This is a genomic window from Oryzomonas rubra, from assembly GCF_008369015.1.
Lineage (GTDB): Bacteria > Desulfobacterota > Desulfuromonadia > Geobacterales > Pseudopelobacteraceae > Oryzomonas > Oryzomonas japonica.
On the sequence record NZ_SRSD01000006.1, the window covers coordinates 179,152 to 194,610 of the forward strand.

General features: G+C 63.6%; 15 protein-coding genes. 2 read left to right on the top strand and 13 right to left on the bottom strand.

What is annotated here, in order from left to right:
- Positions 1 to 88: 88 nt before the first annotated feature.
- Positions 89 to 1,282 carry an FprA family A-type flavoprotein gene (locus tag ET418_RS11335; RefSeq protein WP_149307733.1) on the top strand — a complete coding sequence of 398 codons (1,194 nt, stop codon included), beginning with the start codon at positions 89 to 91 and terminating at the stop codon, positions 1,280 to 1,282.
- Positions 1,283 to 1,360: 78 nt separating this feature from the next.
- Here ET418_RS11335 and ET418_RS11340 read toward each other — a convergent pair whose 3' ends face one another.
- The 11 genes from ET418_RS11340 to folK form a co-directional block, all read right to left on the bottom strand.
- Positions 1,361 to 2,626, bottom strand: a complete 1,266-nt coding sequence (locus tag ET418_RS11340; RefSeq protein WP_149307734.1) for a glycosyltransferase family 2 protein — start codon at positions 2,624 to 2,626, stop codon at positions 1,361 to 1,363.
- 14 nt (positions 2,627 to 2,640) lie between these two features.
- Positions 2,641 to 3,249, bottom strand: a complete 609-nt coding sequence (locus ET418_RS11345; RefSeq protein ID WP_149307735.1) for a UbiX family flavin prenyltransferase — start codon at positions 3,247 to 3,249, stop codon at positions 2,641 to 2,643.
- A complete protein-coding gene (locus tag ET418_RS11350) occupies positions 3,246 to 4,103 on the bottom strand; it encodes a 4-hydroxybenzoate octaprenyltransferase (RefSeq protein ID WP_246153031.1) in 858 nt (285 codons plus the stop codon). The genes ET418_RS11345 and ET418_RS11350 overlap by 4 nt, the downstream gene beginning before the upstream one ends.
- A gap of 153 nt (positions 4,104 to 4,256) precedes the next feature.
- Positions 4,257 to 5,654 carry a UbiD family decarboxylase gene (locus tag ET418_RS11355; RefSeq protein ID WP_149307736.1) on the bottom strand — a complete coding sequence of 466 codons (1,398 nt, stop codon included), beginning with the start codon at positions 5,652 to 5,654 and terminating at the stop codon, positions 4,257 to 4,259.
- Between the two features lie 74 nt (positions 5,655 to 5,728).
- Positions 5,729 to 6,787, bottom strand: a complete 1,059-nt coding sequence (locus ET418_RS11360) for a DHH family phosphoesterase (protein WP_149307737.1) — start codon at positions 6,785 to 6,787, stop codon at positions 5,729 to 5,731.
- A gap of 160 nt (positions 6,788 to 6,947) precedes the next feature.
- Positions 6,948 to 8,111: a hypothetical protein gene (locus ET418_RS11365; RefSeq protein WP_149307738.1), complete on the bottom strand. Its 1,164-nt coding sequence runs from the start codon at positions 8,109 to 8,111 to the stop codon at positions 6,948 to 6,950.
- Positions 8,112 to 8,238: 127 nt separating this feature from the next.
- The gene (locus ET418_RS11370; RefSeq protein ID WP_149307739.1) at positions 8,239 to 9,525 is read right to left on the bottom strand and encodes a pyridine nucleotide-disulfide oxidoreductase; all 1,287 of its coding nucleotides are present in this window, start codon (positions 9,523 to 9,525) and stop codon (positions 8,239 to 8,241) included.
- A gap of 32 nt (positions 9,526 to 9,557) precedes the next feature.
- Positions 9,558 to 11,078, bottom strand: coding sequence for a glycogen synthase (locus tag ET418_RS11375; RefSeq protein WP_149307740.1), 1,521 nt, complete (start codon positions 11,076 to 11,078; stop codon positions 9,558 to 9,560).
- A gap of 100 nt (positions 11,079 to 11,178) precedes the next feature.
- Complete coding sequence (fsa, locus tag ET418_RS11380; RefSeq protein WP_149307741.1) at positions 11,179 to 11,823, bottom strand: fructose-6-phosphate aldolase; 645 nt, start codon at positions 11,821 to 11,823, stop codon at positions 11,179 to 11,181.
- Positions 11,824 to 11,835: 12 nt separating this feature from the next.
- Positions 11,836 to 12,093 (bottom strand): transcriptional regulator, encoded by a 258-nt coding sequence (locus tag ET418_RS11385; protein ID WP_338045081.1) that lies wholly within the window; start codon positions 12,091 to 12,093, stop codon positions 11,836 to 11,838.
- On the bottom strand, positions 12,090 to 12,596 hold the full coding sequence (gene folK, locus ET418_RS11390) for a 2-amino-4-hydroxy-6-hydroxymethyldihydropteridine diphosphokinase (protein ID WP_149307742.1): 507 nt from the start codon (positions 12,594 to 12,596) through the stop codon (positions 12,090 to 12,092). Before folK ends, ET418_RS11385 begins: the two co-directional genes overlap by 4 nt.
- 255 nt (positions 12,597 to 12,851) lie before the next feature.
- On the opposite strand from folK, the gene ET418_RS11395 reads away from it, so the two are divergent.
- The gene (locus tag ET418_RS11395) at positions 12,852 to 13,265 is read left to right on the top strand and encodes a response regulator (protein ID WP_149307743.1); all 414 of its coding nucleotides are present in this window, start codon (positions 12,852 to 12,854) and stop codon (positions 13,263 to 13,265) included.
- A 68-nt stretch (positions 13,266 to 13,333) separates the two neighbouring features.
- Here the strand turns inward: ET418_RS11395 and rocF are convergent, their stop codons facing one another.
- On the bottom strand, positions 13,334 to 14,224 hold the full coding sequence (rocF, locus tag ET418_RS11400; protein WP_149307744.1) for an arginase: 891 nt from the start codon (positions 14,222 to 14,224) through the stop codon (positions 13,334 to 13,336).
- Between the two features lie 32 nt (positions 14,225 to 14,256).
- Positions 14,257 to 15,342, bottom strand: a complete 1,086-nt coding sequence (locus tag ET418_RS11405; RefSeq protein ID WP_149307745.1) for a putative NPN-dependent ornithine cyclodeaminase — start codon at positions 15,340 to 15,342, stop codon at positions 14,257 to 14,259.
- Positions 15,343 to 15,459 lie beyond the last annotated feature (117 nt).

Sequence of the window (15,459 nt, forward strand, 5' to 3'; positions counted from 1 at the left end):
AATAAAGGACAAAATTTATCAAGAATGGGAATTTGCGACAGCGCCGTCGTGGTTCACGGAAGAAACGACGAAAAGGAGAACTACCACCATGCTGGGAACCGTTGAAATCAAACCGGGACTTTACTGGATCGGGTCGGAAGACCCGGACCTGCGCATCTTTGACGACCTCTTCCCCACCGAACACGGCACCACCTACAACTCCTACCTCCTCAAGGGGAGCGAGAAGATCGCCATCATCGACACGGTCAAGGGCAAACGGGCCGATGAGTTCATGGACAAGATCAAATCCCTGGTCGATCCCAAAAGCATCGACTACATCATCGTCAACCATGCCGAGCCCGACCATTCCGGGTCGGTCTCCTACCTGCTGGAGCACTGCCCCCAGGCCACGGTGGTATCCACCACCGCCGCCAAGACCTTCCTCGGCAACCTGATACACAAACCGTTCGCCTCCCAGGTCGTCAAGGACGGCGATACCATCGATCTGGGCGGCCGTAGGTTGCGTTTCATCATGGCCCCTTTCCTGCACTGGCCCGACACCATGTTCACCCGTCTGGAGGAGGACAACATCCTCTTCACCTGCGATGCTTTCGGCGCCCATTATTGCAGTCCGGGGCACCTCTTCAACGACGAGGTCGAGGACCTCTCCTCGGCCCGCCGGTTCTACTACGACTGCCTCATGCGCCCCTTCAAGGACAAGGTTCTTTCCGCCGTGGAGAAGATCCGCCACGACGTGATCGACATGATCTGTCCGAGCCACGGACCGATCATCAGGCAGGACCCGTGGAAGGCCATCGAGCAGTTCGAGAGTTGGAGCAAGCCGACGACCCTGGTGAAAAAAATCTTCATCCTCTACCTGTCGCCCCACGGCAACACGGAAAAGATGGCCACGGCGGTGGCCGACGGGGCCAGGGCCAACGGCGTGGAGGTCATCAGTTATCACATCAGCCATTTGGGCGCCGACGAGGTGCGCAACATCATGGAAGAGGCCGAGGCCCTCATCTTCGGCATCCCCACCATCAACCGCGACATCCCCAAGCCGATGTGGGACGTGTTGGCCTACCTCAGCACCGTCAAGCTCAAGAGCAGTCTGGCGGCGGTATTCGGCAGCTACGGCTGGAGCGGCGAGGCGTGCAAGATGGCCGAGGAGCGGCTGAAGGGGATCGGTTTCAAGCTGGTGGGCGAATCGGTCCGCACCCCTTTCAACCCCAGGGAAGACGCCTTGGAACAGTGCCGGGCCCTGGGCCGGGCCGTGGCCGAGGCGGTGCAAGCGAAAAACTGACACACAGCTTGCGGTATGGATAAACTAAAAGGGCGCACCGTCGACAGACGGTGCGCCCTTTATCATTCCCGCATCTTCTCACACCCCCTGGAGCGCCCTCAGCCGCGCCAGCAGCCCGGCCACACCAACCGGCGCATCCTGCCCGGACCGTTCCAGCAGCGGCCCCACGGCCTGCTCCGGCGGGATGCGCGGCCAGGCGCTGTCGCTTAAGTGATGCAGCAGGCGCATGGTGCGGAAAGCATCGAACCAGCCGTGAAAGGCGCTCATCAGCCTCTTTTCGTCGGGGGTGTGCCGCAGCAGGTTGTCCCAGGCCGCGCCAAAGCCGGCCTGTTCCAGAAAACCGGCCAGATGGGGCGAAATCCCGACCGACCGGCGCAACAGTTCGGCGCCGTCCGCCCCGCCATGTCCCACCACGCACGCCAGCCATTCCCCCAGAATCCCGAACAGCACCGGCTGATAAAAGAGCAGCCGCTCCCCGCCGGACGCGAGCATATCTCCCACTGCGCGGCCGGTGCCGAAGGGGACCCGATGGGAAGCGCGGGGTGAGGGGTGGACGATGGTGCCGGCCAGGGGCGCAACCCCGGCCACCTTGTGCACCTGCTGGAGAAAGTAGAAGTCCTCGCCTGCCAGGCGGCGGTTCATCCCCCCGCTGGCGGCGTAGGCCGATGCCCGGCAGGCCATGGCGCTCCCCACGGTATGAAAGGCATAGGGGGAACCGGCCTGTTCCAGCCCCAGCACATAGGTTCGCAGGAATAATTCGTAGCGGTCGATGGCCCCCTGGCCGGCCGGATCGGCGGCCGGACGATGGCGATAGGGGATGCTCGCCCCCCCTGCACAGGTATCCTTAAAATGCCGGTCGATGGCCGCCAGATAGTCGGGCTGGACGATGGTATCGGCATCGAGGCAGATCAGCAGCGGATCCCCCCCGGCAAAATCCAAATGCCCCAGGGCCAGGTCCAGGCCGATCTTGCGCGCCAGCCCCACCCCCTGTTTCGGCGGCAGTTCCTTGCCCGGCGAGGCGGCATCCACCCAGTGCAGATGCTCCAACCCGTACTCCCGTTTCCAGGCGGGCAACGCCTCCAGGGTGGCCCGATTATCGGCCAGTTCCTCGGGGGGAGCGTCGCTGCGCTGGTTGACCACCACCAGGATCAGGAAACCGGAGCGGGCATCGGGCGGATTGGCGGCAAGGGAACGGAGCATCAGGGGGAGGGGGCGGCTCTCCGCCAGAGCGGGGATGACCACGGCGCCCGTGAACGGCCCGGCGGGCAGGCCTTGGATCTGCCAGGGGGCGGCGACGCCACGGCTGCGCAGGTAGGCGGCAATGGGCGGCGGCAGGGGAGGCATGGTGGTGCGGGGCGTCAGCGCTCACCCCAGCGCTTGAAGAGCTCGTTGGGGATGTCCAATTGGTCCAGGACCTTGCCCACCACGAAGTTCACCAGGTCGTCGATGGTTGCCGGTTGGTGGTAGAAGGCCGGCATGGCCGGGATGATGCGGACCCCGGCGCGGGCCAGCTTGAGCATGTTCTCCAGATGGATCTCCGAGAGCGGCGTCTCCCGCGGGACCAGCAGCAGGGGGCGGCGCTCCTTGAGCATCACGTCCGCCGCCCGCTCGATCAGATTGCCGGAGGTACCGCAGGCGATGCGCGCCAGGGTGCCCATACTGCACGGCGCCACGACCATGGCCGCCGGCGCGGCGGAACCGCTGGCGGCGCAGGCCAAGAGGTCGTCGGCCGCCACCACCTCCACCCCCAGTTTCACCCCGAGATGGGCGCAGAGCCGTGCGGTGGCAGCGGGAGGATCGCCCCCCAGGTCCAGGCCGGTCTCCTCGCGGCAGACCAGTTGCCCGCTCTCGCTGGCCGCCACGGTGAGCAGGAAGCCCCGCTTGAGGAGTTCCTCCATCAGGCGGATCCCGTAGATCGAGCCTGACGCCCCGGTCAGGGCGACGAACACCCTCTTCTGCGCGGTCATGGCCACTTCACCAGCAGGTCGGCTGCCGTGAAGGCCAGGATGGCGATGCTGATATAGCCGTTCATGTTGAAAAAGGCCGCGTCCAGTTTGTCCAGGTTACCGTCCTTGAGCAGCAGGTGTTCGTACAGCAGCATGGCACTGGCAACCAGGATGCCGACCAGGAACAGTACCCCCAGGTGCATGGTGACGAACAGCAAAAGAAGCAGCCCCAGCATCACCAGGTGGAACAGGCGTGCCGCCCAGAGCGATCCTGCCACCCCCAGCACGACCGGGATGGAGTGCAGCCCGGCGGCGCGGTCGAACTCCAGGTCCTGGAGGGCGTAGAGGATGTCGAAACCGGCCACCCAGAAGAGCACGACACCCCCCAGGATCAGGGCGGGGGTATCGATGTTGCCGCGAATGGCGACCCAGGCCCCCATGGGGGCCGCTGCCAGGCAGATCCCCAGCACCACGTGGGCCAGGGCGGTAAAGCGCTTGCAAAAGGAGTAGAGCACCAGAAAGAAGATGGCCACGGGGGCCAGCTTCAGGCAGAGCGGGTTGAGCATCGTGGCGGCAAAGAGCAACAGCAGCGTGGCCGCGACGATGAAGACCAGGGTTGCCCCCTTGCCGATCAGCCCGGCCGGGATGGCGCGGTTGGCGGTACGGGGGTTTTTGGCGTCGATCTCGGCGTCGATGAGGCGGTTCAACCCCATGGCCGCCGTCCGGGCGCCGGCCATGGCCAGGATGATCCAGAGGACCTGGCGACCGCTGGGAAGGCCGTTTGCCGCCAGGAGTGCCCCGGTCAGGGCAAAGGGGAGCGCAAAGACGGTGTGGGAAAATTTGATCATCTCCAGAAAGACGGTGATCTTACGCATGAGTCTTGTTTCCGTTGCCATAGCTATCATTACGAATAACCTTCCTAAAAATAAAAAATAGTTCGCCGCAGAGAGACAGAGGAGAATCTCAACCTTCATTGATTACGTCTTTGGCTTTCTCTGTGCCTGCGGCTTCGTGGCAGATTTAGATTTCTAAAACCCGTATTCCCGCCACCGTCGCGCCACCTGTTCCGCTATGGCCCCATCCGTGACGACCGGTAACCGGGGCGCGCGGCTGCCGGTGGCATCCAGCGCCAACCGCGTACCGCTCTCGTCGCGGATCAGGTCAAGGCTATCGTCCACCAGATTGATGCCGCGCCAGGCCGCACGGGAGAGGTCCGCCGGAATGCCGTCCGCAGCGACAAAGAGCAGCAGGCGGGCAGCCCTGAACCAGGGGGTATGCCAGAGCAGGCCGGCAATCTCCCTTACCATGCCGGGGCGCGGGTTTTCAAGGGAAATGATGGCGCTCTGGTGGAAGACCCATTCCCGGGGAAAACGGATATCGGCCACCGCCGGCGCCACGCGGCGCACAACGGCCAGCAGCAGCCGTTCCCAGGCCGCGGCCATCCAGCAGTCCTCCATGGGGGGCGGCCCCACCAGGGTTGCCGGGATAACGGCATCCGCCCTGAGGCTGATGGCGGTCACCCGCACCAGGGGGACCGGCGCTACGGACGCGTAGAAGCCGGTATGGTTGCCGAATGGGCCTTCCATCACCGTCCCGTCCGGCTCGGCATGCCCCTCGATCACCACCTCGCACCCGGCCGGAACCCGCAGGGGGACGCTCCGGCAGGCGGCAAGCTCAAGGGGGGCGCCCCGCAGGAACCCGGCAAAGGTCATCTCGTCCAGGTCGCCCGGCAACGGCAGCAGGGCGCTGAAGAGCGCCGCCGGGGGGCCGCCCAGGGCGATCGCCACCGGCATCGGCTCGCCCCGGCGGCGGTAAGCCTCGAAATGTCGGGCCGCGCCGCTCCCCGGATGCCAGCGCACGGCCAGTTCCCGGGGCCCGCGCACCTGGCAGCGGTACATGCCGCAGTTGGGGCTGGTGCCGTCCGGGGCAACGGTGAACACCTGGGGCAGGGTGATGTAGCGCCCATGCCCCTCGCCGGCGCCATCCCCCGGCCAGCTCTGGAGAAAGGGGAACCCGCCCAGGTCGGGTGTCTCCATGGCCATGAGGTCGGGGTCCTGCCCGGCAACCGGCACGAAACGGGAGAACTCCGGCAGGGCGCCGACCTGGCGGTCGAGGCCGGCGATGTCCAGTTCCGGCAGCGGAGCGAGCAGCCCTGCCATGCGCTCCGTCAGCTGGTCGATACGGTCCACCCCCAGGGCCAGGCACACCCGCCGGAGGGAGCCGAACAGGTTGGTAGCAACGGGGCGGCTGCTCCCTTTCGGATGCAGGAAGAGGAGCGCCCGACCGCCGCCCGTCTGTTTGCAGACCCGGTCGGTAATGGCGGCGATCTCCAGGATGGGGTCGGTCCCGGCCTCGATGCGGCTCAGTTCCCCCTGCTCTTCCAGGAGGGCGAGGAACTGTCGGAGGTTTTGGATCGGTGCGGTCATTTCCACTGCTCCGGCGATGTTGAGTTCAAGGGGAGTGCAGCACGGGCTTGGGAAAGCGGTGCGGGCCCATTCGCCTACCGGGGCTTGATCAGCCGGGTCGGGACCACATCCCCCAGGGAGAGTTCCCGTAACAGCCCCTGGGTCAGGAACGCTTCGGCCTCTTCCAGCGCGGCCGGGGTGAATGGGACATGGCCCAGCTTGCCTCCCGCCATCATGCCGTGCCCGCCGGCCGTCCCTCTTCCCGCCACCAGCCGCCTGATCACCTCGCCCGCATTGAAGAGGCTATCGTTCGTACGAAGGGAGAGGATCACCTCATCGTTGTAATGCCCCATGCCCAGCACGGTCTCGACCCCCTCCAGCCTGACCAGATAGTCGGCCACCTCCGCCACCATTTCGGGAAAGCAGATGGCCATCAGGTTAACCACCAGCAGTTTCCCGTATATCATCGTATTTTCGAGGCCGCTGTGGATTGCCAGGAAGTACTCCACCGGCAGCTTGGGGTGGGTTATTTCATACAGAATCCGCTTGTTCGCCACCGGGAAGAGGCGGAGGTACGCGTCCCGGTCGGGCCGGTTCGCCTCCCGGCCCAGGTCCTGGGTCTCGGATTTGATCGCGTAGAAGAGGGCCGTAGCCAGTTTCGTACCGATGGTGATGTTTTGCGCCACCAGATACTCGTAGAGGATTGTGGCGGTAACGCCGTAATCATCGCGGATATCCACCCAGCGGCACGCTCTGCTCGCTTCGCGCAGGGGGTGATGATCGATGAGGATATCCACCCGGCAGTCCGGGGGAAAGGAATTGTTTCCCGTGCCCGGCTGGGTGTCCAGCATGCAGACCGCGCTGACCTCCCCCATATCGACTGTGCTGAGGGGGTGGAGCGTCATCTCCAACTCCTTTGCCATGGCGATGTTTTCGCTGCGCCCGATCATGCCGGAAAAGGTGATGACCGCATCCCGGCTCAATTTCATGGCCAGCAGGTGGCGGAGCGCCATGGCCGAGGCCAGGCAATCGGGGTCCGGGTTGTCATGGATGACGATGATGGTCTTTCCCCGGCCCTGCAACCATTCCAGCATCCTGTCGGAATGTTCCTTGGAGCGCTGGAGGCATTCCGGCACGCAGTTGTCAGTCGTCATGGAGCTTCCCCTTCAAGCGGTTTGTACGTACCTATCATACCAAACCCGTGGCAAAGCGCCATGTTCCCATGCCCTGGGGGGAAAAAATCGCTTTCCGGAGTACGATGGGAATGGGCGACGTGTCGGGAAGAGGAGAAGATTCAACCAATCCGTCAAAGCCCTACAGCATCGATCCCGCGCCGTCCGGGGCCGGCTCCTCCGGGGAGCAGGAATCGTCGTCAGGGGCCTCCTCGTCCGGTTGCGCAGCGTCCTCCTTATCCCGTGCCGTGGCTGCCGCTACGGCGGCCAACACCTCTTTGAAGTCGACAACCTTGCCGGCTTCCGGGGTCATGGAGAAGCGCGGCGCATTGTAGCCGTCAAACGTGCTGACCGTTTCAACGCCGATCCGGTACTCCCCCTTCGTATCGGCAACACTCAGCCGGGTCGCCCAGTAACCGATGTGGCCCGTATGCCCGATGCCCACATCATTGGCCATCGTCAGGGTGAATTGATCCGCAAGTCCGTCCAGCATCTGCTTGTCCGTAAGCGTGAGCAGCAGGGCATACTCTTTCTTGTTGATGGCACCTTCCTGAAACAGGGCCTGGGCGACGCCACCGATAATATCCACAACCACGGCAACGGAATCGCTATGGCCCAACGCCACCCGAATATGCCGTGTCACCCCGGCTTTCTTATCCTGCCCGGTAAGCGGCTGGTCGCTGAAACTGGAGTCGTTCAGCGTGGTAACGGCCTTCAGGAGTACCGCCTTGAAAACAGTGTTGAACAGATCCATATTCTTTGCGCTGAAGCGATTGCCGCCGATCAGCTTTGCAAGCTCCGGGGTGCTTGCCGCACCTTCCTGCAGCAACTCGCCGATGTTTATCTTTATCAGCTTGCCTCTGGTTTCAGGGGCCTGGGGAGCGACAAAATCAAGGACCGTATTCAAAAACGACGTACCCACATAGATCGTTTGGGCGTTGTAATCAAACAACAGGGGCAATTTAATGGAAACGTCCACGTTGTCCTTGTTGTACTGCAGATCGTACAGCACCTCCGATTTTTTGGCCGTCATATCGATCGCGCCGTCCATATTCACGGAAAAGCCCCGGACGATATCGAGACCCGCCATCAGATACTTCAACCCCTTGGCGTTTGCGGCGGTGTCCGCATCCTGTTTCGGCAGGGAGAGCTCGGAGACCCTGCTTTTCGAGCGGTAGTTGAACCCGGTCGCATCGAGACTCTTTTTCACCGCCCGGTTAAGTTCTTCATGGGGGGGCAGGCTCGTGGCGCAACCGCTGATGCAGATAACCATCGTACCGAGAACCGTCATAATCATCCGCTTCATGGTCTCTCGCTCCTTGTGCCTGGTAACGGTAGTAAACACACGACAATGGTGGAACACCATACGCAATTCCCGCGCAATCCACAAGGGTTCCCGGCAGGCCGTGCAGCGCACCGCCCCGCCAGCCGCTTCATCCCTGTCCCCGCGCCTTCACGACCCCTTCGGCCGCCCTGATCCCGCTGGCCCAGGCTCCGGTTATGCCGCGGGAGGTGCCGGCGCCGTCCCCGACCATGTAGAGATGGGGGCTGACCCGGAAATGGGGATCGACGAAGGAGGGCTTGTTGGCGTACATCTTGATCTCGGGGTAGTACATGATGGTGCTGGGATGCAGGACCCCGGGGACGATGGTGTCGAGTTTTTTCAGGGCCGCCCAGATGTGGCGCATGATCTTGGCCGGGACCGCCAGCCCCAGGTCGCCGGCGGTCACCGGGCAGGTGGGACGGAAGGAGTAGAGGTCGTCGTTGAAGGTCTCGGTCGAGGAGCGTTTCCCCATCCTGAAATCACCCACCCGCTGCATGAGCGGCCGGCCGCCGCCGATCTCGTGGGCCAGCCGGCCGAGAAAGAGGGCCATCTGCTGGCCGCTGCGGACCGGGTCCTTCAGCCCGATGGTCTTCAAGAGCGCGAAATTGACCAGGTCGTTGCCGCTCTTCCGTTCGGACAGGGCATGGCCGTTGACGAGGCTGAAGTCCTCGTAGCGCTCCAGCACCACCCGGGCGTGCCCCGAGTTGGTGCAGAAGGTCCGCACCCGTTCGGGGAAGTAGAACTTGGGGTCGTAATAGTCCCTGACGATGGGATAGTTTGCCAGCCGGGTCTCGACGCGGATGCCCACATCCACGATGTTGTCGATGTAGGGGATGCCCAGTTGCTCCATGACGCGTTGCAGAAAGCCGAACCCCTTTCTGCCCGGCGCCATGATCACCGTGTCCGCCCGGATACGCTCCGCACCATCGATGGTCAGCTCCGCCCCGTGGTCCGCCTCCCGCACGTCGGTCACCTCGCGCTTCAGCAGGATGTTGACCCCGCGGCCGGCAAGCTCGGCCATCAGGCGCTGGATGAGAAATGTGCTCTGGTCGGTGCCCACATGGGCCTGGCGGATGTCGTAGAGGGTCACGCCGATCCGTTCGGCGCGCCTGCGGTAGGTCTCCAGATTATGGCGTTCCTTGAAGACCGGCTGGAGCTTATCCTCCACGAGCGGCAACAGCCGTTCGGCCTCCTCCCTGGTCCAATACTCTTCGGCAAAACCGATGGGAAAGGAGTAGTTCTGCTTGCAGTCGTTCAAAAGGCCGCCGGAGCAGATCGCTTCCTTGTCGATCATCAGGATGGAGATGGCGGGAAGCCGGTCGGTGAGATGAAAGGCGGCACCGAGGGCTGCCGGGCCGGTGCCGATGATGACGACGTCATACTGGTCGGATGCCATGGTTGGACCTCCGGAAACCATCGCTGGGAACGTCACTCGCCGAAACGGTTACGGAAATATTCCTCGCCACGGCGCCGGCGGACGGCCAAACGGTAGAGTTCCTCGTACTTGAGGGCTGCGGTCTCCCAGGTGAAACGCTTCTTCATGCCGTTTTTCCTGAGGGCCGCCAGCCCCTTGGGGTTGTTGAAGAAGGTCCAGGCCGCCCAGCCGATGGTGTCGAAGAGCGCATCGGCGGTATGGTTGTGGAACTTGAAGCCGTCGCCGGTCAGGGCCTCTTCGTCGAAGTTTTCCACGCTGTCCTCCAGGCCGCCGGTGGCGCGGACCACGGGCGGCGTGCCGTAGGTCAGGGAGTACATCTGGTTCAGGCCGCACGGCTCGAACGACGAGGGCATGACGAAGAAGTCCGCCCCCGCCTCCACCTTGTGGGCCAGTTCTTCGCTGTAGCCGATGTAACAGGCGAATTTGTCCGGATGGGCAGCGGCCACGTCGCCGAAAAAGAAGTGCGCCCAAGGCTCGCCGTTGCCGACCATCACGAACTGCACATCCATCTCCAGGATGCGGTGGATGGCCTCGGCGATCAGGTCGGTCCCCTTCTGCCTGACCATGCGGGAGACCACACCGAACAGCGGCACGTCTGCCCGCAGCGGCAGCCCCATGCGCCGCTGCAGGTCGCGTTTGCAGGCGGCCTTCCCCTTTTTCACGGTCCGGGCCGTGTAGGTGGCGGCGATGCAGTGGTCGGCGGCCGGGTCCCACTCCTCGTAATCCACGCCGTTGAGGATGCCGTACAGATCGGCCGCCCGGTCCCGCACCACCCCCTCCAGCCCCCAGCCGTACTCCGCCGTCTGGATCTCCCGGGCATACCCCTCGCTGACCGTGGAGAGCAGGGTGGCGTGGTAGATCCCCCCCTTGAGCAGGTTGACCTGGTCGTCCTTTTCCAGCTCCAGGTAATTGAAGTGTTTCCAGCCGACGCCGAGCACCTCCATCAGGCCGGGATAGTAATTGCCCTGGTGCTGCATGTTGTGGATGGAGAGGAGCGAGGCGGAGTTGCCCACGTAACGGTCGTGCAGATAGGAGGTGTTGAGCAGGAGGGGGATGGCGCCGGTGTGCCAGTCGTGGGTGTGGATCACGTCCGGCGACCAGTCGAGCATCTTGCATAGTTCCAGGGTGGCCTTGGAGAGGAAGACGAAACGGTTGTCGTTGTCCGGGTAGCCCTGGCCGTCCTGTTGGTAGAGCCCGGCGCGGCCGTAGAATTGCTCGTGCTCCAGGAAGTAGATCGGGACATCGCTCCCCGGCAGCCGCCCCTCGTAGACGCCGCAGTACATGCGGCCGATGATGCCCATGGGCACCACCAGGGTGCCCGGCAGCAGCTTGAGGCCGTACTTCTCCCGGTTGACGGCATAGTAGCGCGGGATGACCACGCGCACATCGTGCCCCATGCGTGCCAGGTACTTGGGCAGGGCGCCGACCACATCCCCCAGCCCCCCCTCCTTGGCAAAGGGTGCGGCCTCGGAGGCGGAGAAGAGGATGGAGAGCTTGTCGGGGGAAGGCTTCACAGGGGCTCCGGGAGACAGGCGTAATTGCAGCCGCGGGGCGCACGGAGAACATCACCGGCATGGCCAGGTCTCCGTGGCCCCTGCGACCGCTATGGGAGTTCTACTTGGGCACGCTTTCCCAGTCGGCCAGGAATTTCTTGATGCCGGCGTCGGTCAGGGGGTGCTTGGCAAGCTGCATGATGACCGAGTAGGGGATCGTGGCGATGTCGGCGCCGATCAGGGCCGAATTGAGGACATGGATCGGGTTGCGCACGCTGGCCACGATGATCTCGGCGGTATAGCCGTAGTTGTCGAAGATGGTGCGGATCTCTTCGATGATCCCCATGCCGTCCTGGGAGATGTCGTCCAGCCGGCCGACGAAGGGGGAAACGTAGGTGGCGCCGGCCTTGGCGGCCAACAACGCCTGCATGGGGGAGAAGATCAGGGTCACGTTGATCTTGACCCCCTTTTCCGACAGGGCCTTGGTGGCCTTGAGCCCTTCCGGCGTCATGGGCACCTTGACCACGATGTTCTTGTGGATCTTGACCAGTTCCTTGGCTTCCTTGATCATGCCGGGGGCGTCCAGGGAGATGACCTCGGCCGAGATCGGGCCGTCCACGATGGAGACGATCTCCTTGATGACATCCTTGAACTTGCGCCCCGACTTGGCGATCAGGGAAGGATTGGTGGTAACGCCGTCCACCAGACCCAGGTCGTGGGCCGCGCGAATCTCTTTGACGTCGGCTGTATCGATGAAAAACTTCATGTGTTCCTCCGTTTATGATGGTTTATGGTCAAGCTGTTCGCGGAATTTTTCCAGGCAGTTCATGGAGCAGAAGTAGTGGCGCTCGCCTTCGAGCCTGCCCACCACGGCATCGTCCTCGGAAACATAGACGCCGCAGACCGGGTCGCGATGGGTCACCGCAGCCTCCCGCTTCTCCGATGTCTTGGTTTCCTTCTCTTTCCCTTTTGTCAGCGCCACGACGACACGGTAGCCGACATAGATCAGAAGGCCCCAGATCAATAGTCTGATCACGTTAGTATCTCCGGTTGTAGTTTCGCCACGCTCTCATCGGATCGCAGCGTTTTCAACAGTTGGGCAACGGTCTGTCCCAAGACCGGATGCACCAGCCCCGGAGCCAGGTTGCAGAGCGGTTCCAAAACAAAACGCCGCTCTGCCATGCGCGGATGCGGGACGATCAGCCCCTCCTCCTCCACGATCATCGAACCGTAGAGCAACAGGTCGAGGTCCATGGGCCGCGGCCCCCATTGAACGGTCCGTACCCGGCCAAAGACGTCGCTTTCGATATGCAGCAGTCGTTCCAACAGTTCGCGGGGGGGGAGTTCGGTAGCAAGCCTGAGGACACCATTGTAGAAAGAAGGCTGGTCAATGCCCCCGACCGGGGATGTCTCGTAGAACGCAGACAGGCCGGTAACCCGGCAGCCGGGCAGCTTGCCGACCTCGGCCACCGCCCGCAGCAGGTTGAGCTCGCGGTCCCCCATATTTGAACCAAGGGCGATATAGGCTTCTGTCTCCACTTGATGATTAAAGCATAACCTGTGGACGGCGTCAACCGCGCCGATGGGGCTCGGGAATCACGGCGCCCCGCCCCCTGCGAAGCCGCGGCCCGGCTGCACTCCCGGCCGCGGGCAACGGCCGCGGTTATTTTGTGGGGATTTAACCTTTTTTTTGCACAAATAACATTGCGCTTCATCCACCTCCCGTTAAAATAGTGTAGACCACACAGGGAAAAGGGCCTCTCGGTTCTTCCTCTCTGCGTTTCAGGAGGGACCATGGAGACCGACAAGGAAACAGACGCAACGCCCCCGGGGGGCGGGACTATTTTACTGGTGGAGGACGACGAAAATGTACGCCGTATGGCGGCACAGATGCTGAAAATATTGGGATACGCCGTGTTCGCGCCCCCCTCGCCCCAGGAGGCCCTTGCAATCTGCCGCGAGGGTGACCAGCCCATCGATTGCGTGGTGACCGACGTGATCATGCCGGGCATGAGCGGCAAGGAGCTCGTGGAGGCGATCCGCGTCCTGCGCCCCGGCATCGGGGCCCTGTACATGTCCGGCTATACCTCGGACGTCATCGCCCATCACGGGGTCCTGGACGAGGGGGTCCCCTTCATCCAGAAACCCTTTGACATGAGCGCCATCCACAAAAAGATCCAGGAAGCCATGAAATCTCCCACCCCCTGACCGTTTCTGCCGGTTCCCATGCACGGGAACCGGCAGAAAGCGACGGAGGGGGCGCTACCGGCTTTCGATCAGAGGATCCGCTTGCCAAATAGCGATGCGGCCAGCTCGACCGCGAGAGCGGCGGTCTGGTTGCGCTGATCGAGGATCGGGTTGATCTCCACGACGTCCAGGGCGCGTACCCGTTCCGAGTCGGCCAGGACTTCCATCAGCAACTGGGCCTCCCGGTAGCTGAGGCCGCCCGGCGAGGTGGTGCCGACGCCGGGGCAGACCTGAGGGTCGAGGCAGTCCATATCGAGGCTGACGTGCAGCCGCTCCCGGTGTTCAAGGCGCTCCAGCGCCTCGCGGGTAACGGCACCGACCCCCCTCTCGTCGATGTCGCGCATGGTGTAGACCGTGATGCCGCTCTCCCGCAGGCGCGTCCGTTCCTCTGGGTCCAGGTCGCGGATGCCGATCATGACCACGTCGGCCGGCTCCAGTTTTGGGCCGGGGCGCCCCACATCGACCAGTTCCTGATACCCCTCCCCCAGCAGCGCGGCCAGGGTCATGCCGTGGATGTTTCCGGTCAGGGTCGTTGCGGGCGTGTTGAAATCGGCGTGGGCATCGATCCAGATCAACCCTGCCGGCGCGTTATGGGTGACCCCGCCGATGGAGCCGATGGCCAGGGTATGGTCCCCGCCGATGAACAACGGAACCGCCCCCTCCTCCACCGCCCGGCGGCCGGCCTCATAGGCGGCCCGGCAGATCTGGCTGATTGCGGGCAGGTAGTGTTGTTGCCGCTCCTCGGACAGGGTTTCCCGGATCGGGACGGCAATGTTGCCGATGTCCCGGATGTGATACCCCAGTGCCGCCAGCCGGGAGGCCAGGCCGGCATAACGCATGGCGCCCGGCCCCATGTCAACCCCGCGGTGGGTCTGGCCCAGGTCGATCGGGACACCGATGATCTGAATGGTCGCGCTCATGGCGTCTCCTCCCCGGCGGCTGCCGCCCCTGCTCATCTCAGGTTGTGCCACAGATTGACCATGAAATCCTGGGCATTGGTCAGGATAGCAACCGCTTGCAACGATCCCCGGTTGGCGAGTTTGTCGGTGCTGAACTCCGTCATGTCGACCACATAGAAGAAGACCGGGCGCACCACGTCCTCCGCGGTGACGTGGTAGCCGGGAACCATGTTGCCGAAGGCGATGGTATGGAGTTGGGTTGCCAGTGCGATCACCGTGGTAGCCCGGCGGGCGTGGACCCGCATGGCATCCTGGGCCAGACAGGCATCGGAGATGACGCCGGGCAGCGGTCCGTCATCCCGGATGGAGCCGGCCAGCACGTAGGGAACCCCCTGCCGCTCGCAGGCGGGGATGATGCCGTCGGACAGCCCCAGTTCCCGAATGGCCCGGGGGATCGAACCGTGCAGGCGCACTTCGTTGATGATGTCCAGGTGGTTGTAGTGGCCGTGGGGCTGCAACACCTGGGTATAGATGTCCTGGCCGAGGCCGGTGCGGAAACGGGCCGCCTCCAGGTCGTGGGTGGCCAGGGCGTTGCCCGCCAGCAGTGCATGGCAGTAGCCGTGCTCTACCATGAACTGCATCGCGTCGCGGCTGTCCTTGTCAAAGGCGACCGCCGGGCCGAGCACCCACACGATGTGACCACGCTCCCGGTCATGGCGCAACACCGCGTAGAGTTCGTCGTAGGAACGGGAAAAGGGCGTTTCTCTGGTGCCGCGGGTACGGAAGGCGAACTTGCCGGTAGCAGCCGCGGGCGACGAAAAGCCTGCGGGATGCACATAGATACCCTCTTCGCCCTCCTCGCTTCTGCCGACCACCACCGGGTCGCCCCGCTTCACCAACCGGGGTTCCATGACCCCGACCTCCCTGCCCCGCAGAATCATGACGGCATCCATGCGGCTCTCCCGGGCGAGCAACCAATCCCCGTCCCCCAGATGGAGGTACTCGGGGTGGTTGGAGGTGGCGTGGAACCCCTGGGGCAGCACCCCGTCGGCCGGAGCGGGTTCAGTGCGAGCCGCCGGTGCAGCGGCCAGGTCCGGCCGGCTGAAATCCGGTGGCGTGTAGGCTGGTATGGCCGACATGACGGCCTCCTGTCTTCCGGCCTCCCCTCGTTACGGGTGTCCCGGATATGAACCTTACGACAAGTAAACAACTGCAGGCAGAGGTTGTCAAGGTGTGGCAGGGCAGCAAATGTTTTA